Raw genomic sequence first — 19,352 nt, 5'->3', positions numbered from 1 at the left:
TTAACCCGGTACGGCCGAAACCAGGGAGTCGTGCGCGGCCTATCGCTTGGGTAGACCGTTACTTCATTAGGCTAGCTCAATCCGCGATGTATCAGGTGCAGGAGATTTACCGGGCCGCGTGTTCGCGCATCCACGGGTCAATCAATGCCCGCAGGCGCTCCCCAGGCCCGAGCCACTGTCGACCAGCAGGTCTTTGTTTTTCCCCTGGATATGCCACAGGTTGCAGCGATAGAAGGGCCGGATATAGGGCTCATGAATCAGGCTGATGCCATCACTCATCGGCTTTACTTCAAGCCATGTGTCGCGGCTGACGATTTTCATCGAGCTTCTTTCTTCAGCGCAAAAAAAACGGGTGACACGCCCTGCGTGCCACCCGCTCAAGGTAATCCAGATTTAAGCCATGCGGGGTTTGACCGTATTAGCCAGTGTCACGGGGCGGGGTGACAGCAGGCTGACCACCACGAAGCTGATCAAGCCGATCGACAGGCTGTAGTAGATCGGGGTGTTGGCATCGAAACCGTCCTTGAGCATGAACACCAGTGCAGTCAGGAAACCCAGCGCCATGCTGGTGATTGCCCCCGAGGTGGTCGCCCGTTTCCAGTAGATAGCGCCGATCAATGGGATCAGCATGCCGCCCACCAGCAGGTTATAGGCCAGGGTCAGGGCGCTGATCACATCGGTCACGACCAGCGCGATGGCGAGCACCAGAAGGCCGGTGAGCAGGGTAAACAGGCGATTGATGCCCAGGCTCGACTGTTTGCCGCCGCGCAGACGTGGCAGCAGGTCTTCGGTCAGGGTGGTCGATGCGGCGAGCAAGCCCGCGCTGGCGGTGGACATCATGGCGGCCAGAGCGGCGGCGATGACCAGGCCACGCAAGCCATCGGGCAATGACACTTTAACGATGGCGGCAAAGGCGTTGTTGACGTTGTCCAGATCAGGCAGCAGCACATGGGCGGCCATGCCGATCAGTGCACAGGCCAGACCATAGAAAATGCAGTAAATACCCGCGATGGAACCGGCGTATTTGGCGATCTTGTCAGTGCGTGCGGTGAACACGCGCTGCCAGATGTCCTGGCCGATCAGGATGCCGAAGAAGTAGATCAGGAAGTACGTGAGGATGGTGTCCCAGCCGATGGTGGTCCAACTGAAGCTCGATGCTGGCAGCTTGGCGACCAGTTGATCCCATCCGCCAACGCGGTACAGGCAGATCGGCAGCAGGATGAACATCAGGCCAACGGTCTTGATCACGAACTGGACGATGTCGGTCAGGGTCAACGACCACATGCCGCCGATCGCCGAATACACCACCACCACGCCACCACCGAGCAGCACTGACATCCAGAACGGCAGACCGAACAGCACTTGCATTACGGTGCCAATGGCAAGGATCGAGGTCACGCCGATCATCAGCGCGTAAACCAGCATGATCACCGCGCTGGCCTGACGGGCCATCGGGTTGTAACGTTTTTCCAACACTTGGGTAACGGTGAAAATTCGCAGTTTGAGCAGCGGTTTAGCAAGGAACAGGTTCAGCGCGACGATCCCCAGGCCCAAGGCTGCGCACAGCCAAAAACCGGAAATCCCATGCACATAACCCAGGCGTACAGTACCTACGGTGGACGCGCCGCCGAGGACGGTGGCAGCCATGGTGCCCATGTACAGGGTTGGCCCCAGGTTGCGCCCGGCCACCAGGTAATCTTCGTGGGTTTTCGCTTTGCGCATGCCGTACCAGCCCAGCACTAACATGCCTGCGGCATAAATGAGTACGACGAAAATATCTAAAGCCATGGAGGGTTTCCAATCTCTTTTTTTATAATGAAGCGCAAATCAGACGCAGCTTCGCGGCGGGCAGGGTAAACAGGCAGGCCCGCCGCGAGCGTTGATGGATCAGGCAGTTTGTCGTTGCGGGGTGGTATCGGCGGCTTCGTTGCCTTGTCTGCGCGGGTCAGTCGGCGCATACACCAGCGGTGTTTCCGGGAACAGGCTCAGCAGCAGGAAGTACACCGCCGACGCCAGACCGAGGGTCACAGGCAGGCTGATGTCGATGCCTTGTGCCAGATTGCCCAGCGGACCCACGAATTGTCCCGGCAGGTTGACGAAACACAGGCCAACCAAAGCACTTGGAATCCAGGCGCCCAGACCGCGCCAGTTCCAGCCGTGGGTGAACCAGTAGCGGCCACCCTTTTCACCGCGGGTGAACACTTGCAGATCGTCCGGGCAGTAGAAGCCGCGACGCACCAGTAGACCAATGATCATGATCACCATCCATGGCGTGGTGCAGGTAATGATCAGCACGGCGAAGGTCGATACGCTCTGTACCAGGTTGGCAGCGAAGCGGCCAATGAAGATGAAGGCAATCGACATCACGCCGATCAGCAAGGTGGCTTTGACCCGTGACAGCGCACGTGGAAACACGCTGGACATGTCCAGGCCGGTGCCATACAGCGACGTGGTGCCGGTAGACATGCCACCGATCACCGCGATCAGGCACACAGGCAGGAAGAACCAGGTCGGTGAGACGGCCAGCAGGCCCCCGACATAGTTATTCGCCGCGATGTAGTCGGGCGCTTTGATCGCCACGATGGTCGCCGTGGCCAAGCCGAACAGAAACGGAATCAGCGTGGCAACCTGGGCGATGATCACGGCCAGCATGACTCTGGTTTTCGACGTGTCGCGCGGGATGTAACGCGACCAGTCACCGAGGAAGGCGCCGAAGGAAATCGGGTTGCTCATGGCTACCAATGCAGAGCCGATAAAGGCTGCCCAGAAACCTTCCTTGCCCAGGCTGACGCTGCCGGCAAAGTTGATGTCGAACGGGCCGGCGAAGGCGAAGATGCCCAGCAGGAACAACAGGCTGGCGCTCCACACTGCAATCTTGTTGACCCACAGCAGGAAGCGGAAGCCATAGATGCACACGGTCAGCACCAGAATCGCGAACAAACCGTAGGCCAGGCCCAGGGTCAGATCGTTTTCCGGAAGACCGATCAAGCGCTTGGCGCCGCCGATCAAGGCATCACCTGAGCTCCATACCGACAGGGAAAAGAACGCGATAGCGGTCAACAGCGACAGGAACGAGCCGACGATTCGTCCGTGCACACCGAAATGCGCGCCGGAAGACACGGCGTTGTTGGTGCCATTGATCGGGCCGAACAGGCCCATGGGTGCCAGGATGATCGAGCCGACCAGTACGCCCAGCACGATCGCCCAGACGCCCGCCTGAAACGACAGACCGAACAGCACTGGAAAACTGCCGAGTACGGCGGTCGCAAACGTATTGGACCCACCAAAAATCATGCGGAACAGGTCGCGAGGTGTTGCAGTACGGGCGTGATCCGGGATTTGTTCGACCCCGAAAGTTTCAATGTGAGTGACGCTTTGCTCATTGTTATTTTTATTCATGATCTGCTCCGATCATTTTATTGGGCTTAGGGGATGGCAGCCTTAAGGGAGTGCGGACAAGTGTTCGTGACAGGCCAGCCAATGGCCTTTTTGTTGTTCTTCAGTGGCGTCTTGGCGACGGAACACTATGGTTTCGCGCTCTTGGCTAACGCTTTGGTCCCCTTGCATGCGCAGCTCGGTGGCAACGTCATGGATAAAAATGGCGACGCCTCCTTGCAGGCTGACGTGAGCATTGCTGGAAACGCAGTTGAGGACTTCGAAACCCTCCAGCCGCCAGCTGTCCCACAACGCCTGATAAGCATCGCGGGTCAGCAGCGGTTGTTCGAGGGTGTAAAACACGAAGCTGGCATCGGCGCTGAAGGCGCCGAAGTAGGCTTCGCGATCATTTTTGGCAAACGCCGTCACCAGATCGGCGGCGGCTTGCAGGACATCATCACGGTCGCTCATGGTCATCCTCAGCGGTGCACAACGCCGGGAAGTACGCAGAGCATTTCGTACAACAAATTAGCGCCCAGCAGCGAGGTATTACCGGTGGTGTCGTAAGGCGGCGAGATTTCTACCAGATCGCAACCGATCAGGTCGAGACCCTGGCAACCACGGATGATTTCAATCGCCTGAATCGTGGTCAGACCTCCGATTTCAGGGGTGCCCGTACCGGGGGCCCAAGCGGGATCGATGCCATCGATATCGAAACTTAGGTACACCGGGCCGCCACCGACTTTTTCACGGACTTCAGCCATCAGCTGGGTGAGGGATTTGTGCCAGCATTCTTCAGCCTGAACCACACGGAAGCCCTGTTTGCGGCTCCAGTTGAAGTCTTCGGCGGTATAGCCCTGAGCGCGCAGACCAATCTGCACCACACGATCACAATCGAGCAGGCCTTCTTCGACCGCGCGACGGAAGGTTGTACCGTGAGCGATTTTCTCGCCAAACATGTGATCGTTGACGTCCGCGTGGGCGTCGATGTGTACCAGGCCGACCTTGCCATGCTTTTTATGGATAGCACGCAGGATGGGCAGGGTGATGGTGTGGTCGCCGCCCAGAGTCAGGGGGATGACATCGTGTTCGAGAATCTTGTCGTAGGACTCTTCGATGATGCGCACGGCATCCAGCAGGTTGAAGGTGTTGATTGCCACGTCGCCGATATCGGCCACGGACAGGGAATCGAAAGGTGCAGCGCCGGTGGCCATGTTGTACGGGCGAATCATGACCGATTCAGCACGAATCTCACGCGGTCCGAAACGGGTGCCAGGGCGTAGCGACGTGCCAATGTCCAGCGGGACGCCAACAAAGGCAGCATCCAGGCCGGCGGCCGATTGCAGGTGGGGTAGACGCATCATGGTGGCGATGCCGGCGAAGCGCGGCATTTCGTTGCCGCCCAGTGGTTGGTGAAAAATCTTTTCCACGGGATTGCCTCATCGTTGTTGTGGTTTGAGCGGATTTTGCAAAGTGCGAGGCATTGAAAGAATCGCTGAGGCGAAATACTTAGTTCAGAGATTTCTAAACTATCGAGCAAATCGTTAGACTGTGTCACGCGGCCAGAACCAGAACTGTGCCGGACGCAACTTCTGTAGGAGCTGACTTGTCTGCGATAAGGTCGGGACGACCTTCCTGCGGTAGTGAATTCACCCTTTTTGCGAGCGCTTTGCACTCGATCGCAGGCAAGCCAGCTCCTACAGGAGATTGAGCTAGGTCTGTAAATACCCGGAACCACCATGGCCAACGCCTTACCCGACCTGAAACTGCTGCGCATCTTCGTCAGCGTGGTGCGCCATCAGGGTTTTGCCAGCGCTCAGCAGGAGCTCAACCTGTCGACGTCGGCCATCAGCACCTACATGAGTCAGCTCGAGGCCGCCTTGGGTCTGGTGTTGTGTCATCGCGGGCGGGGTGGTTTCAGCCTGACCAGCAAAGGCGAGCTGTTTCATCAGGAAACCCTGCGCCTGCTCGGTGAGCTGGAAGGTTTCGAGCAATACGCCGCCGCGCTCAAAGGCGAACTGCGCGGTACGCTCAATCTCGGTGTGATCGACTCCACGGTCAGCGATCGTGCGCTGCCGTTCGCCGAAGCCATTGGCGCCTACAGTCAGGAACATCCGGCGGTGCATTTGCACCTGTCAGTGATGAGTCCTTACGAATTGCAGCTCGGCGTGCAGGACAACCGGCTCGATCTGGCCATCGGCGCCTTCTCCACGCGCATGAGCGGTTTGGTCTATCAGCCGTTGTATCGCGAGCAACACTGGCTGTACTGCAGCAATCGCCATCCACTGTTTACCGAGCGGCGCATCCCCGAGCAAGTCATCACTCAGCAGCGCATGGTCGGGCGTGGTTATTGGAGCCAGGCCGAGCTGGCGCGGCATGGCTTCAAACACAGCGCTGCGACCGTGGAAAGTATGGAGGCGCAGTTGATTCTGGTGCTGTCTGGCGCCTATATCGGCTACCTTCCGGAGCATTACGCACAAGCCTGGGCTGATTCTGGTCATCTGCGGGTGTTGCTGCCAGCGACGTTCGGTTATCAGGCGCCGTTCTCGATGATCGTGCGCCGTGGCCGCAGCCGCGAACCGTTGATCCAGACTTTCCGCGACCTGCTCAAGGCGCAGCTCAATCAGAGCTGAGGAGAACACCATGTCCCGCGCCCAATGCGCCCGCTGCCTGCGACCTGAAACGCATTGCCTGTGCGCGCTGATCCCGCAACTCGACAGCCGTACCCGGGTGTTGATTTTGCAGCATCCGAGCGAAGTCAATCATGCCTTGAATACCGCGCGGCTGGCGGCGTTGGGGCTGAATAATGCCGAATTGATTGTGGGTGAGGTGTTCGAAAATTTGCCTGCTTTACTGAACCCATCCGGTTATCAGGCGTGCGTGTTGTTTCCCGCAGACGATGCACAGCCGCTGGAGGCCTATCCGCGTGAAGGCTGTGAGGAGGAAAGCACGTCAATGTTGTTGGTGGTGCCGGATGGAACCTGGCGCAAGGCGCGCAAGTTATTGCACCTTAATCCACTGCTGGCGGCCTTGCCACGGGTGACCCTGGCGCACACCGAGCCTTCACGCTATCGGCTGCGCAAAGCGCCGGGGCCGGGTGCGTTGTCGACAGTGGAAGCGATTGTCCAGGCGTTGCAGACGTTGGAGGCGCCAAAAACGTTCGAGGCGTTATTGCGGCCTTTCGAGGCGTTGATCAACGGGCAAATTGCAGCAATGGGCGAAGACACTTATCAACGCAACCATCTTTGAGCATCAGCCGTTCACCGAGGGGTGTTGATCCGCCTTGATCCGCTGCATTCGCTGGACATAGGCATCGGTTTCGCGCTCAGCTTCGGTGCGGCTGGGGAATGGGCCTTCCAGAGTGTTTTCCCGCGTGCTGAAAAAGTACTGTCCATTGACCCGCGAAACGCGATCACAGCGGTAGTGGACGGTCGGGTTTGGATCTTGTGCGCGCTTTCCGAACATGGTCGTATCCTGGGATTGGACGCAGTGGACAGCTGAGGTTGCATACAAGATACAGCTTAAATCTTGTCCATGGCCGGCAGGAAAACATCGGATCAGTGGCAGGCGGCCGTCTACCAACACAATTCCCCGACATCTCTGTTCACAACTGTCTCTGTGTCGCGGGTCAATCCCCACCTAGAATGGCGGCTTTGCTGGACTGCCTTTTTTACTGCTCGTTCTTCAATAGGACTCTCTGCAATGCATGTCTCTTCCGGTCGCTGGTTGTACGGTCTGTCGCTGGCGCTGGTGACGGCGGTGCTCTGGGGCATCCTGCCGGTCAAACTCAAACAAGTGCTGCAAGTGATGGACCCGGTCACGGTGACCTGGTTTCGGCTGCTGGTTTCTGGTTCGCTGCTATTTATCTGGCTGGCATCGGTAGGGCGCCTGCCGAGCTTCAAAACGTTGGGGTACAAGGGCAAAGGACTGGTGGCGCTGGCAGTCTGCGGGCTGGTAGGCAACTACGTGCTGTATTTGATCGGCCTCAAAATGCTCAGTCCCGGCACCACGCAACTGGTGATCCAGATGGGCCCGGTCCTGCTGCTGATCAGTAGTATTTTCCTGTTCAAGGAGCGTTTCAGTCTGGGGCAGGGGGTGGGCCTGTTGGTGCTGCTGATCGGCTTTGGTCTGTTCTTCAATCAGCGGCTGATTGAGTTGCTGACCTCGTTGGGCGACTACACAGCCGGGATTCTCACGGTGCTGCTGGCGTCCGCAGTCTGGACGTTTTATGGCCTGAGCCAGAAGCAGTTGCTGACGGTGTGGAATTCACTGCAAGTGATGATGGTGATCTACTTGTTTTGCGCGCTGTTGGTCACGCCGTGGGCGCACCCGCTGGAAGTGTTGCAGCTGAGCCCGTTGCAAGGCTGGTTATTGCTGGCCTGCTGCCTGAACACGCTGGTGGCGTACGGTGCCTTTGCCGAAGCGCTGGCCCATTGGGAAGCCTCGCGGGTCAGCGCAACGTTGGCGATCACGCCCCTGGTGACCTTCGCTTCAGTGGCAACCGCCGCCTGGTTGTGGCCCGATTATGTGCACGCCGAGGACATCAATGGATTGGGCTACACCGGTGCGCTGCTGGTCGTGCTGGGTTCAGCCCTCACCGCCCTCGGCCCGTCGTTGATGGCTGGGTTGCGGGCGCGGCGGGCAAGGATGGCCGGGGTTTGATGGGTGTCCAACTTCTGGGGCGCAGTTCACCGCCTGCACAGGTTTTGCGAAGGCGCCCTGAAAAGGCCGTCCGCTAAACCCGCCCCAACTGCTCGGCCTCTCGCAACCATTTCTGCCGTTGCTCTTCAGACGAACTGTGCACCGGGCCGAACTCTTTCAGACGTTGGGTTTTGATCCCACAAAAATCCAGAATCGTCCGCACCATCTGCCGGTGCGCCGGGGCGCCATAGACCCAGCGAAAGTAGCGTGGCGGGGTGTCCATGGTCACCAGTATTTCTGCGGTGCGCCCCCTGAGCAGCTCGTTCGAAGGGTGTTTGCGACCATGGGCCTTGAAGGCAAAACCGGGTAAAAACACCCGGTCGAAAAAGCCGCTGAGCAAACCCGGTAGCCCACCCCACCAAATGGGATAAACAATCACCACGTGCTGGGCCCAATGAAGCTGCCGTTGAGCGTCTAGCAGGTCGGGCTCCAGGTTCTGGCTCTGTTCATAGCCGTAACGCAGCACCGGATCGAACTCCAACTCACCCAATTTGAGCATTCGCACGACATGCCCCTCGCTTCGTGCGCCTCGGGCATAGGCTTCACCCAGCGCGTGGCAAAGGCTGCTGGTTTTCGGCGTACCAAAAATCATCAGGATGCGTTTGCCATGTCCTTCCAGTGGAGTGGCGCCGCTTTTCGGATCAACCATTGCTGCCCGCCTCTAGCATGTTTTCCGGACGCACCCAGGCGTCGAATTGTTCTTCGGTCAGATAACCCAATGCCAAGGACGCTTCGCGCAAGGTCAGGCCCTCGCTGTAGGCTTTTTTGGCGATCTGCGCCGACTTGTCGTAGCCGATATGTGGATTCAACGCAGTCACCAGCATCAAACCGCGTTCCAGGTGTTCCGCCATTTTCGCGGCATCCGGTTCCATTCCTGCAACGCAATGCTGCTGGAAGTTGCTGCAACCATCACCCAACAGACGAATCGATTGCAGCAGGTTGTGGATGATCACCGGTTTGAACACGTTCAATTGCAGATGACCCTGGCTGGCAGCGAAGCCGATGGCCACGTCATTGCCCAACACCTGACAGGCCAGCATCGATAACGCTTCACACTGAGTAGGGTTGACCTTGCCAGGCATTATCGAACTGCCCGGCTCATTGGCCGGCAGTCTCACTTCGGCCAGCCCTGCGCGTGGGCCGGAGCTGAGCAGGCGCAGGTCATTGGCGATTTTCATCAGGGTTACGGCCAGGGTTTTCAGTGCGCCCGACAACGTGGTCAACGGCTCATGACCGGCCAGCGCGGCAAACTTGTTCGGCGCAGTGACAAACGGCAGGCCGGAAAGGGTTGTCAGCTCGGCGGCAATCGCTTCGGCGAACCCGAGTGGCGAGTTCAGACCGGTCCCGACAGCGGTGCCGCCCTGAGCCAGTTCACACACCGCAGGCAGCGCATTGCGAATCGCCTGTGCGGCGTAGTCCAACTGTGCGACATAGGCCGAGAGTTCCTGGCCGAAGGTAATCGGTGTGGCATCCATCAGGTGGGTGCGACCGGTTTTGACCAGCTTCATGTGCCGCGCCGATTGCTCGGCCAGCCCATGAGACAGCTCGGCAATTGCCGGCAGCAGATGATGCTGCACCGCCTGCGCAGCGGCAATGTGCATCGCCGTCGGGAAACAATCGTTGGAGCTTTGCGAGCGGTTCACGTGATCGTTAGGGTGTACCGGGGCTTTGCCGCCGCGCCCTTTGCCGGCCAGCTCGTTGGCGCGCCCGGCGATCACTTCATTGACGTTCATATTGCTCTGGGTGCCGCTGCCGGTCTGCCAGACCACCAAAGGGAATTGCTCATCCAGTTGGCCGCTGAGTACCTCGTCGGCTGATTGCTCGATCAAGCGCGCGATCTCGGCAGGAAGGTCACCGTTGCGCTCGTTGACCCGCGCCGCGGCTTTCTTGATCAGCGCCAGGGCGTGCAGCACCGCCAGCGGCATGCGCTCGTTGCCAATCGCAAAATTGATCAGCGAACGTTGAGTCTGCGCGCCCCAGTAGGCGTCGGCAGGTACGTCGATCTGACCAATACTGTCGGTTTCGATACGGCTCATCGGGCTCACTCCTTTAGGTCTGATTGCGCAGTTTAGGCTCTGTTAATCGGGATGGGTTCCCTCAGCACCGTTTTTAACCGCTCAGTCAGTCAGGGGTTGAGCCATCACAGGACATGGGTGCAGAATGACCGGTCTTGGGGTTCTGCCTCGCCTGCTAGATGATAAGGAAACTCGATGACCCGTCTTCGTGCCATCTGTACCGCGGTTGCTCTGGTATGCGCCAGCGGCCAGGTTTTTGCCGATACCGCCAGCCATAACGCCAGTGCCGAAACCTTCCTCAAACTGGCTCATGCTGACAAGTTGGGCACGCCGGTCTACATGCAAGTGCAGCAAATGTTCCAGCAGCGCTTTGATGAAACCAAGGCCCCTGAGTCGAAAAAAGCGCTGCTTGAGACCTACCAGGCTAAAGCCAATACCGCGCTGAACCAGGCTATCGGCTGGGACAAACTCAAGCCAGACATGATCAAGCTCTACACCGCTAACTTCACCGAAAGCGAGTTGAAGGATCTGGTTGCGTTCTATCAGTCGCCGTTGGGCAAGAAAGTGCTGACCAAGATGCCTGAACTGACTCAGCAGTCGGCTCAATTGACCCAAGGCAAACTGGAAAGTGCAGTGCCTGTCGTCAACAAATTACTGGCTGACATGACTGCAGAGCTGGAACCGGCAAAAGCCGTTGCTCCTGCTGCAGCGCCGGCCAAAAAGCCTTAAGCGCAATTAGCGTCAGTGAAAGCGGGTATGACCATGCAACAGCGAATCGAGGCGGCACTGGCCGCCTTGCAGCCGCAGCATCTGCAAGTGCTTGATGAAAGCCACATGCACAGCCGTGGTCTGCAGACCCACTTCAAGGCGATAGTGGTCAGTGACCAGTTCGCCGGGTTGAATGCGGTCAAGCGTCACCAGAAGGTTTACGCCACGCTGGGTGATTTGATGGACGAGTTCCATGCGTTGGCGCTGCACACCTACACGCCTGAAGAATGGGCGAAAGCAGGTGCGGCCCCGGCTTCACCGACCTGCGCCGGTGGTAGCAAACACTGAGTTAACACAAACTCTGTGGGAGCAGGCTTGCCTGCGAAGCGCGCACCTCGGTATGCCTGGCACACCGCCATTCGCAGGCAAGCCTGCTCCCACAGTGACCATGCCTCTGCAGTTTTGCTAGAATCCACAACGCGCCGCATTAGCCGGCGCGTTTTTTTTGGTATCGGGTCGGCTCTTTGCGAGAGCACCCACCTGGAGGACGCAGCATGAATCAAAAAATTGTCGTGGCGGCTTTGTATAAATTCGTCACGCTCACCGATTACGTCGCCTTGCGCGAACCGCTGTTGCAGGCGATGGTCGATAACGGCATCAAAGGCACCCTGCTCATCGCTGAAGAAGGCATCAACGGTACTGTTTCCGGTACCCGCGAAGGCATCGACGGCTTGATGGCCTGGTTGAAAAACGATCCACGCATGGTCGATATCGATCACAAAGAATCGTACTGCGATGATCAGCCGTTCTATCGCACCAAGGTCAAACTCAAGAAAGAAATCGTCACCTTGGGTGTCGAAGGTGTCGACCCGAACAAGAATGTCGGCACCTACGTCGATCCGCAAAACTGGAACGCGCTGATCAGCGATCCGGAAGTCCTGCTGATCGATACCCGTAACGATTACGAAGTCTCGATTGGCACCTTCGAAGGCGCCATCGATCCGAAAACCACCAGTTTTCGCGAGTTTCCGGACTACATCAAAGCGCACTTCGACCCCGCCAAGCACAAGAAAGTCGCGATGTTCTGCACGGGCGGCATCCGTTGTGAAAAAGCCTCAAGCTACATGCTCGGTCAGGGCTTCGATGAGGTCTATCATCTCAAGGGCGGCATCCTCAAATACCTTGAAGAAGTGCCTCAGCAAGAAAGCCTGTGGCGCGGTGACTGTTTTGTTTTCGACAATCGGGTCACCGTGCGCCACGACTTGAGCGAAGGCGATTACGACCAGTGTCACGCCTGCCGGACCCCGATCAGTGTCGAGGAACGTGCCAGCGAACACTACGTACCGGGTATCAGCTGCCCGCACTGCTGGGATACATTGAGTGAGAAGACCCGTCGCAGTGCCATTGATCGGCAAAAGCAGATCGAACTGGCCAAGGCGCGCAACCAGCCACACCCGATTGGTCGTAACTACCGACTACCAACAGAGGCCTGAACCATGCAAGCCCGCCTGCTCTACGTGATGGACCCTATGTGCTCCTGGTGCTGGGGCTTTGCTCCGGTGGCCGAGTCCTTGGTGCAGCAGGCGAAGGCGGCGGGCGTAGCGCTGCATCTGGTGGCAGGCGGGTTGCGTACGGGCAGTGGCGCGGCAATGGAGCCCGCCACGCGGCGCTATATCCTTGAGCATTGGCAAGCGGTGGCGAACACCACCGGTCAGCCTTTTCGTTTCGAGGGCGCGCTGCCGGAGGGTTTCGTTTACGACACCGAGCCAGCGTGCCGCGCGCTGGTCGCGGCGCGAGACCTCGACCCGGAGAGTGCCTGGACCCTAGTCAAATTAATTCAGCAGGCGTTCTACGTAGAAGGCCGCGACGTGACCCGTGCCTCAGTTCTGGCGGAGTTGGCGGAACAGGCTGGTTTGCCCAGGACCAAGTTTGCCGAGGCGTTCGACAGTGCCGAACAACACGCGGCCACGGCGGCGGACTTCACTTGGGTGCAGGATCTGGGCATCGCTGGCTTCCCGACATTGCTCGCCGAGCACAACGGCCAGTTGGCGTTATTGACCAACGGTTATCAACCTCTTGATGAACTAGCTCCGTTGCTCAGCCGTTGGCTGGAGCGCGCTGCCTGTGCATGAGCAACCGAGCAAGCCTGAAGCTGCGCCTCGTATCGATAGGCTGAGCTGGGCCGAAATCCGTCGCCTCGCGCTTCATCATCGAAAGGCCCTGTGGATCGCCAACGGCGTGGCTGTGCTGGCGACCGTGTGCAGTGTGCCGATCCCTTTGCTGCTGCCCTTGCTGGTTGATGAAGTGCTGCTTGGGCACGGTGATTCTGCGCTTAAGTTCATGAACCACCTGCTGCCCGACAGCCTGCAAAAGGCCGTGGGTTACATTGGCCTGATGTTGCTGGTGACGTTCACCCTGCGTCTGGGGGCGTTGGTGTTCAACGTACTGCAGGCGCGCTTGTTTGCCAGGTTGGCCAAGGACATCGTCTACCGCATCCGCATTCGTTTGATCGAGCGCCTCAAGCGTATCTCCCTCAGTGAGTACGAAAGTCTGGGCAGCGGTACGGTGACCACGCATTTGGTGACTGACCTCGATACCCTGGATAAATTCGTCGGCGAAACCCTGAGCCGCTTCCTCGTCGCCATGCTGACCCTGACGGGTACCGCTGCCATTTTAGTGTGGATGCATTGGCAGTTGGCGCTGCTGATTCTGCTGTTCAACCCTTTGGTGATCTACGCCACGGTGCAGTTGGGCAAGCGGGTCAAACACCTGAAAAAACTGGAGAATGACAGCACCTCGCGTTTCACCCAGGCGCTGACCGAAACCCTGGATGCGATTCAGGAAGTGCGTGCAGGTAATCGTCAGGGCTTCTTTCTGGGGCGCCTGGGTTTGCGGGCACAAGAGGTGCGTAACTACGCCGTTGCGTCTCAATGGAAGAGCGATGCTTCAAGCCGGGCCAGCGGGCTATTATTCCAGTTCGGTATCGACATTTTTCGCGCTGCGGCGATGCTCACGGTGTTGTTCTCTGACTTGTCCATCGGCCAGATGCTCGCGGTCTTCAGTTACCTGTGGTTCATGATCGGTCCCGTAGAACAACTGCTCAATCTGCAATATGCCTACTACGCTGCAGGCGGCGCGCTGACCCGCATCAACGAACTGCTGGCGCGCGCCGATGAGCCGCAATACCCCGGCGGCACGGACCCGTTCAAAGGCCAGGAGACGGTCGGTATCGAGGTGCGAGGCCTGAGTTTCGGTTATGGCGAAGAGTTGGTGCTGGATCAATTGAACCTGTCGATTGCGCCTGGGGAGAAGGTTGCCATCGTAGGCGCCAGCGGCGGCGGCAAAAGCACCCTGGTCCAGCTGCTGCTGGGGCTGTATACGCCTCAAGCGGGCACCATTCGTTTTGGCGGTGCAAGCCAGCAGGAAATCGGTCTGGAAACGGTACGAGAAAACGTGGCAGTGGTGTTGCAACATCCCGCGTTGTTCAACGATACGGTACGCGCCAACCTGACAATGGGCCGTGAGCGCTCTGACGAAGCCTGTTGGCGCGCGTTGGAGATCGCTCAGCTCGACGACACCATCAACGCCCTGCCGCAGGGGCTGGACAGCATCGTCGGGCGCTCCGGCGTGCGTTTGTCCGGTGGCCAACGTCAGCGACTGGCGATCGCGCGCATGGTCTTGGCCGAACCCAAGGTCGTGATTCTCGACGAAGCGACCTCGGCACTTGATGCCGCAACTGAGTACAACCTGCACCAAGCCTTGGCGCGCTTCCTCAGCGACCGGACAACCCTGATCATTGCCCACCGTCTGTCGGCAGTAAAACAGGCTGATCGGGTATTGGTATTCGATGGCGGACGCGTTGCCGAAGACGGTGACCACCAGCAACTGATCGCCGAGGGTGGGTTGTACGCAAAGCTTTACGGTCATCTGCAGCAAATATAATAACCAATCGATCTTGCCAAACATCGCTTCATGAATAAGTCGTAGCGGTACGAACCTTTTCTCACATCCCTCTATCTCATACTTGTCCACCGATGACCGGGGCGCCCTGTGTAACGCGTTTCAAATGTGAGAAAAAGGTCTGCTGACTTGTCCGGTTTAGCCTAGGCTTCGTTCAGGAAGATCACTCAAGCTACAGGGTGAGCATCAGAAACGCTTATGTAAGGGAACCCATGAAGCAAAAGCGGATTCTGGAGGGGCCCCGTCTGTTGGGCATTGTTTGGCCATTTATAGCGGTCGTGCTGTTCCAGGTACTTCTGGGATGCCTGAGCTTATATGTGCTCTCTGCTGTGCGCGGTTATGTCGCCGGTGAGAGTCTATGGTCCAAAGGGCAAAAAGATGCCATCTACTACCTCAACCTGTATGCCAACAGTCGAGATGAGCAGAATTATCAGCAGTACCAGCACGCGATTGCCATTCCGCAGGGTAGTCACGACCTGCGTCTCGCTCTCGACAGCTCGATTCCGGACATGGTTGCCGCCCGTGTCGGTATTTTGCAAGGTGGAAACCATCCGGATGATGTCTCCAGTCTTATCTGGCTGTATTTGAATTTTCGTCATTTCAGTTATATGGAAAAGGCCATCGATCTGTGGAAAATCGGTGACAGCTACCTGGTTAAACTTGATGCCATTGCCCGGCAGATGCACGCGAGTGTCACGATGGGTACCGTCTCCAACGACGATGTACTGGGCTGGAAATCTCAGATCGACGCCATCAACGAGGGGGTAGCGCCAGCGGCCAAGGCTTTCAGCGATGCGCTGGGGGAGGGTTCGCGGTTTATTCTGCGCCTGCTGCTGATCACCAACCTCGCGACTGCGGTGGTGCTGATTCTCCTGGCGCTATTGCGCACGCATAAACTGCTGACGCAACGGCATGCCTTCGCCAGTGCACTGCAACTGGAAAAGGACCGGGCACAAACCACCCTGGAGTCCATAGGCGAAGGGGTGATCACCACCGATGTCGACGGTTCAATCACTTACATGAACCTGGCGGCCGAGCATCTAACCCACTGGAAAAGCGAGCAGGCCTGCGGTTTGCCGCTGGCTGCGTTGTTCAATCTACTGGATGAGAACGCCCAGAAAGACAGCTTCACCTTGATTGAGCACATCCTTGGCGGCCAGCTGAGTGGCTCCAGCGGACATTCGCGATGTATTCAGCGTCTGGACGGCAGCACGGTCTCGGTGTCGTTGGTGGGGTCATCGATCCAGACCGACGGCAAGGTCAGCGGCACGGTGCTGGTCCTGCATGATATGACCCAAGAGCAGCAATACATCGCTAATCTGTCCTGGCAGGCGACCCACGACGCGTTGACTGGGTTGGCCAACCGGCGCGAGTTCGAATATCGATTGGAGCAGGCACTCAATAATCTGACGCGTCAGGCCAGTCGTCATTCGCTTTTGTTTCTCGATCTGGACCAATTCAAACTGGTCAATGACACCAGTGGTCATGCGGCGGGGGATGAATTGCTGCGGCACATTTGTACCTTGTTGCAACAAGGTTTGCGCGAGGGCGACACGTTGGCGCGCCTGGGGGGTGACGAATTTGGCATCCTTCTGGAAAACTGCCCGCCGGAAGCTGCAGAAAAGATTGCCGAAGGTCTGCGGCAAACCGTGCAAAGCCTGCATTTTATCTGGAAGGGTCGCCCTTTCGTGACCACTATCAGTATCGGCCTGGTGCATATAACCCAAGTGCCGACCACCCTTGAGGCCTCACTGCGCACGGCGGATATGGCGTGCTACATGGCCAAAGAAAAGGGTCGTAACCGGGTGCAGGTTTACCACGCAGACGATATGGAACTGTCCATGCGTTTCGGTGAAATGGCCTGGGTTCAGCGATTGCACATGGCGCTTGAAGAAGATCGTTTCTGCCTGTACTCCCAGGAAATCGCCGACTTGGGGAATGTCAGCGGCCAGGGTGGTGGACACATAGAGATTCTGCTGCGACTGCGCGATGAAACAGGTCACATGATTCTACCGGACAGCTTCATTCCGGCCGCCGAGCGCTATGGTCTGATGACCACGCTGGACCGCTGGGTAGTGCAGAACGTGTTCAAGATCATCGCTCAATGCCTGCGCGAGGCAAAGCACAGCGGCCCGATGGCAATGTGTGCGATCAATCTGTCAGGGACCAGTATTGGTGATGATGCGTTTCTTGCGTACCTGAAAACGCAATTCGATGCCTATCAAATACCGCCCAGCCTGATTTGTTTTGAAATTACTGAAACCAGTGCAATTTCAAACCTCGGCAGTGCAATCCGTTTTATTAATGAGCTAAAAGGTTTGGGTTGTCTGTTCTCTCTGGATGACTTTTGTGCCGGAATGTCGTCATTCGCCTACCTCAAACATCTGCCTGTAGACTTCTTGAAAATCGATGGTAGTTTTGTCAAAGACATGCTTGATGATCCTGTCAATCGGGCCATGGTCGAAGTGATCAACCATATTGGGCATGTGATGGGCAAACGGACAATTGCCGAGTTTGTTGAAACCCCGCAGATCGAACAGGCACTGCTTGAGATCGGCGTTGATTTTGCGCAGGGCTACATTATTGAGCGCCCACAATTGTTTAGGTGTGAATCGTTGTATTCCCGGCCAGCTCGCCCTACACCGTTGTTGTTCAGGGCACCAGGAAGGTTCCGCTGAAACGTATTGCGCATCGGAATAATCACACAACAACAAAAAAGGAGCCCTACACAGTGGTCGATACTTTCAGCAGAACCGGTCCGCTTATGGAGGCAACCAGTTATCCTGCGTGGGCACAGCAATTGATCCAGGACTGCAGTGAAGCCAAGCGACGCGTGGTAGAGCATGAGCTTTATCAGCGGATGCGCGATGGCCGTCTGAGTTCGAAAACCATGCGCCAGTACTTGATCGGTGGCTGGCCGGTGGTTGAACAGTTCGCCCTGTATATGGCGCAGAACCTGACCAAAACCCGCTTTGCCCGTCATCCGGGTGAAGACATGGCGCGTCGTTGGTTAATGCGTAATATTCGCGTGGAGCTCAATCATGCCGATTATTGGGTGAACTGGAGTCTGGGCCATGGCGTCAGCCTGGAGGAGTTACAGGCCCAGCAGGTTCCATCTGAATTGCACGCCCTGAGCCATTGGTGTTGGCATTCCAGTTCGTCGGACTCACTGATCGTCGCCATTGCGGCGACCAACTACGCCATTGAAGGTGCAACCGGCGAATGGTCGGCACTTGTCTGCGCAAGCAACGTGTATGCCGAAGCCTTTCCAGAAGAGCAGCGCAAGCGCGCCATGAAGTGGCTGAAAATACACGCGCAATATGACGATTCGCATCCGTGGGAAGCGTTGGAAATTATCTGCGCGCTGGCGGGTAATAATCCCGGCATCCCATTGCAGGCGGAACTGCGCCAGGCAGTCACCAAAAGCTACGATTACATGTACCTGTTTTTGGAGTGCTGCATGCAACTGGAAAAAGCACCGCAATCGCGTGATCAATTGACGCTGGTCGAAAACTGAGTGACGGACCGGCAACGCAATCGAGTTTAACTCGCCATCGCCAGACGGTTGCGCCCTTCACGCTTGGCCACGTAAAGCGCGCTGTCGGCGCGATGCAGAACACGTTCTACCGACTCTGCTGGCAACAACGTGGCGCACCCCAGGCTGACAGTCAGCTCAATCGAATGAGTCAGCATCGGATAGGTGAGGTGCATTGCCGCGAGACGTAAGCGCTGACCCACCATTGCGGCCGCTTCGCGACCGGTGTTGGAAAGCACAATCAAGAACTCCTCGCCACCAAAACGAAACACCCTGTCGATAGTGCGCAGTTGACCCTTGATCTCGGTAGCGACCGCCTTGAGCACTTCATCACCAGCACTATGACCATGGATATCATTGACCCGTTTGAAGTGGTCGATATCGAGCATCAGCAAGGACAGCGGGTGCTTATGGCGATGGGCTACCTCTATTTCCCGAGACAGGGTTTGATCCATGGCGATTCGATTGCCGGTGCCGGTCAGCGGGTCCCGTAGTGCGCTTTGTGTTGCCGCGCGATAAAGCAGGGCGTTGCGCAGAGGAAACAACAAACAGGTCAACAAAGATTCAAGCTGGCCCAACTCCAGTTCGGAAAAACGCTGGTTACGCTGAAAGACCAGTTCGCCCAGATGTTCGCCTTCATTGCTCAAGCTATAACTGATGCAATGATGTGCACGCTCGCCGAGTTGCAACTGCACGTCGCTGATGCGGTGTTCGTAATTCAGGGCTTTAAGCGGAATCATTCGCTGAATGCCGTGGAAAAAAATCGTCAGGATTTTTTCTGGTTCAAGGCTGGTTTGTAATTGCAGGCCAAGTTGTTGACGTAACTGTGCCAGGTCGGCTGGCCGCTGGGCTACGTTGTACTGTTTACAAAACCCAAGTCGTTGCAATTTAGCGCTATCGAAATCAATTACATTGGTCTGGGTGGAGGAATTCATGTTTTAACCCCTAAAACACATAAGCAGTCCTGGCGGGTGTTTTAGAGCGAAAGTCGTGCCAACGAGCTGATTTAATTAAAACCATTAAAAATCATTGAGTTGGCAGGTTGTGGGGGAGAGAAG

The 19,352-nt window shown here is 57.3% G+C and carries 18 protein-coding genes and 1 pseudogene; 10 read left to right on the top strand and 9 right to left on the bottom strand.

Going from position 1 to position 19,352, the window contains the following annotated elements; all coding sequences use genetic code 11:
- Positions 1-156: 156 nt before the first annotated feature.
- The 5 genes and pseudogenes from AC1ME2_RS07215 to speB form a co-directional block, all read right to left on the bottom strand.
- A pseudogene (locus tag AC1ME2_RS07215) lies at positions 157-321 on the bottom strand (MBL fold metallo-hydrolase); the annotation flags it as partial.
- Between the two features lie 72 nt (positions 322-393).
- Positions 394-1,788: a sodium:solute symporter family protein gene (locus AC1ME2_RS07210; RefSeq protein ID WP_480440089.1), complete on the bottom strand. Its 1,395-nt coding sequence runs from the start codon at positions 1,786-1,788 to the stop codon at positions 394-396.
- A gap of 99 nt (positions 1,789-1,887) precedes the next feature.
- A complete protein-coding gene (locus AC1ME2_RS07205; protein WP_480440088.1) occupies positions 1,888-3,399 on the bottom strand; it encodes a purine-cytosine permease family protein in 1,512 nt (503 codons plus the stop codon).
- A gap of 42 nt (positions 3,400-3,441) precedes the next feature.
- On the bottom strand, positions 3,442-3,846 hold the full coding sequence (locus AC1ME2_RS07200; protein WP_480440087.1) for a YybH family protein: 405 nt from the start codon (positions 3,844-3,846) through the stop codon (positions 3,442-3,444).
- 8 nt (positions 3,847-3,854) lie between these two features.
- The gene (speB, locus tag AC1ME2_RS07195) at positions 3,855-4,805 is read right to left on the bottom strand and encodes an agmatinase (RefSeq protein ID WP_480416478.1); all 951 of its coding nucleotides are present in this window, start codon (positions 4,803-4,805) and stop codon (positions 3,855-3,857) included.
- 309 nt (positions 4,806-5,114) lie between these two features.
- On the opposite strand from speB, the gene AC1ME2_RS07190 reads away from it, so the two are divergent.
- Together AC1ME2_RS07190 and AC1ME2_RS07185 are read left to right on the top strand one after the other, a co-directional pair.
- Positions 5,115-6,008, top strand: coding sequence for a LysR family transcriptional regulator (locus AC1ME2_RS07190; RefSeq protein ID WP_480440086.1), 894 nt, complete (start codon positions 5,115-5,117; stop codon positions 6,006-6,008).
- Positions 6,009-6,018: 10 nt separating this feature from the next.
- The gene (locus AC1ME2_RS07185) at positions 6,019-6,624 is read left to right on the top strand and encodes a tRNA-uridine aminocarboxypropyltransferase (protein ID WP_480440085.1); all 606 of its coding nucleotides are present in this window, start codon (positions 6,019-6,021) and stop codon (positions 6,622-6,624) included.
- Positions 6,625-6,627: 3 nt separating this feature from the next.
- On the opposite strand, the gene AC1ME2_RS07180 is transcribed toward AC1ME2_RS07185, so the two are convergent.
- Positions 6,628-6,840 (bottom strand): DUF6316 family protein, encoded by a 213-nt coding sequence (locus tag AC1ME2_RS07180; RefSeq protein WP_480440084.1) that lies wholly within the window; start codon positions 6,838-6,840, stop codon positions 6,628-6,630.
- A gap of 237 nt (positions 6,841-7,077) precedes the next feature.
- On the opposite strand from AC1ME2_RS07180, the gene AC1ME2_RS07175 reads away from it, so the two are divergent.
- The gene (locus AC1ME2_RS07175; protein ID WP_480440083.1) at positions 7,078-8,037 is read left to right on the top strand and encodes a DMT family transporter; all 960 of its coding nucleotides are present in this window, start codon (positions 7,078-7,080) and stop codon (positions 8,035-8,037) included.
- Between the two features lie 73 nt (positions 8,038-8,110).
- On the opposite strand, the gene AC1ME2_RS07170 is transcribed toward AC1ME2_RS07175, so the two are convergent.
- Both AC1ME2_RS07170 and AC1ME2_RS07165 read right to left on the bottom strand, forming a co-directional pair.
- Positions 8,111-8,725 (bottom strand): NAD(P)H-dependent oxidoreductase, encoded by a 615-nt coding sequence (locus tag AC1ME2_RS07170; RefSeq protein ID WP_480440082.1) that lies wholly within the window; start codon positions 8,723-8,725, stop codon positions 8,111-8,113.
- Complete coding sequence (locus AC1ME2_RS07165) at positions 8,718-10,112, bottom strand: class II fumarate hydratase (RefSeq protein ID WP_480440081.1); 1,395 nt, start codon at positions 10,110-10,112, stop codon at positions 8,718-8,720. The genes AC1ME2_RS07170 and AC1ME2_RS07165 overlap by 8 nt, the downstream gene beginning before the upstream one ends.
- A 174-nt stretch (positions 10,113-10,286) precedes the next feature.
- On the opposite strand from AC1ME2_RS07165, the gene AC1ME2_RS07160 reads away from it, so the two are divergent.
- The 7 genes from AC1ME2_RS07160 (at position 10,287) to AC1ME2_RS07130 (ending at position 18,276) form a co-directional block, all read left to right on the top strand.
- Positions 10,287-10,820 (top strand): DUF2059 domain-containing protein, encoded by a 534-nt coding sequence (locus AC1ME2_RS07160; protein ID WP_480440080.1) that lies wholly within the window; start codon positions 10,287-10,289, stop codon positions 10,818-10,820.
- 27 nt (positions 10,821-10,847) lie between these two features.
- Positions 10,848-11,147: a BolA family protein gene (locus AC1ME2_RS07155; RefSeq protein ID WP_480440079.1), complete on the top strand. Its 300-nt coding sequence runs from the start codon at positions 10,848-10,850 to the stop codon at positions 11,145-11,147.
- 206 nt (positions 11,148-11,353) lie between these two features.
- Positions 11,354-12,292: an oxygen-dependent tRNA uridine(34) hydroxylase TrhO gene (gene trhO / locus AC1ME2_RS07150; protein WP_480440078.1), complete on the top strand. Its 939-nt coding sequence runs from the start codon at positions 11,354-11,356 to the stop codon at positions 12,290-12,292.
- Between the two features lie 36 nt (positions 12,293-12,328).
- Entirely contained in the window at positions 12,329-12,931 is a 603-nt protein-coding gene (locus AC1ME2_RS07145) for a DsbA family protein (RefSeq protein ID WP_480442039.1), read from the top strand.
- Positions 12,924-14,741, top strand: a complete 1,818-nt coding sequence (locus tag AC1ME2_RS07140; protein WP_480440077.1) for an ABC transporter ATP-binding protein — start codon at positions 12,924-12,926, stop codon at positions 14,739-14,741. Before AC1ME2_RS07145 ends, AC1ME2_RS07140 begins: the two co-directional genes overlap by 8 nt.
- 230 nt (positions 14,742-14,971) lie before the next feature.
- Positions 14,972-17,437, top strand: a complete 2,466-nt coding sequence (locus AC1ME2_RS07135; RefSeq protein ID WP_480440076.1) for an EAL domain-containing protein — start codon at positions 14,972-14,974, stop codon at positions 17,435-17,437.
- An 86-nt stretch (positions 17,438-17,523) separates the two neighbouring features.
- A complete protein-coding gene (locus AC1ME2_RS07130; protein WP_480442038.1) occupies positions 17,524-18,276 on the top strand; it encodes an iron-containing redox enzyme family protein in 753 nt (250 codons plus the stop codon).
- A 26-nt stretch (positions 18,277-18,302) separates the two neighbouring features.
- On the opposite strand, the gene AC1ME2_RS07125 is transcribed toward AC1ME2_RS07130, so the two are convergent.
- Entirely contained in the window at positions 18,303-19,229 is a 927-nt protein-coding gene (locus tag AC1ME2_RS07125; RefSeq protein ID WP_480440075.1) for a GGDEF domain-containing protein, read from the bottom strand.
- Between the last annotated feature and the right edge of the window lie 123 nt (positions 19,230-19,352).

Source organism: Pseudomonas sp. ASL9 (assembly GCF_056680335.1).
The sequence above is the reverse complement of the archived record's forward strand: the minus strand, read 5'-3'. Positions and strand labels throughout refer to the sequence as shown.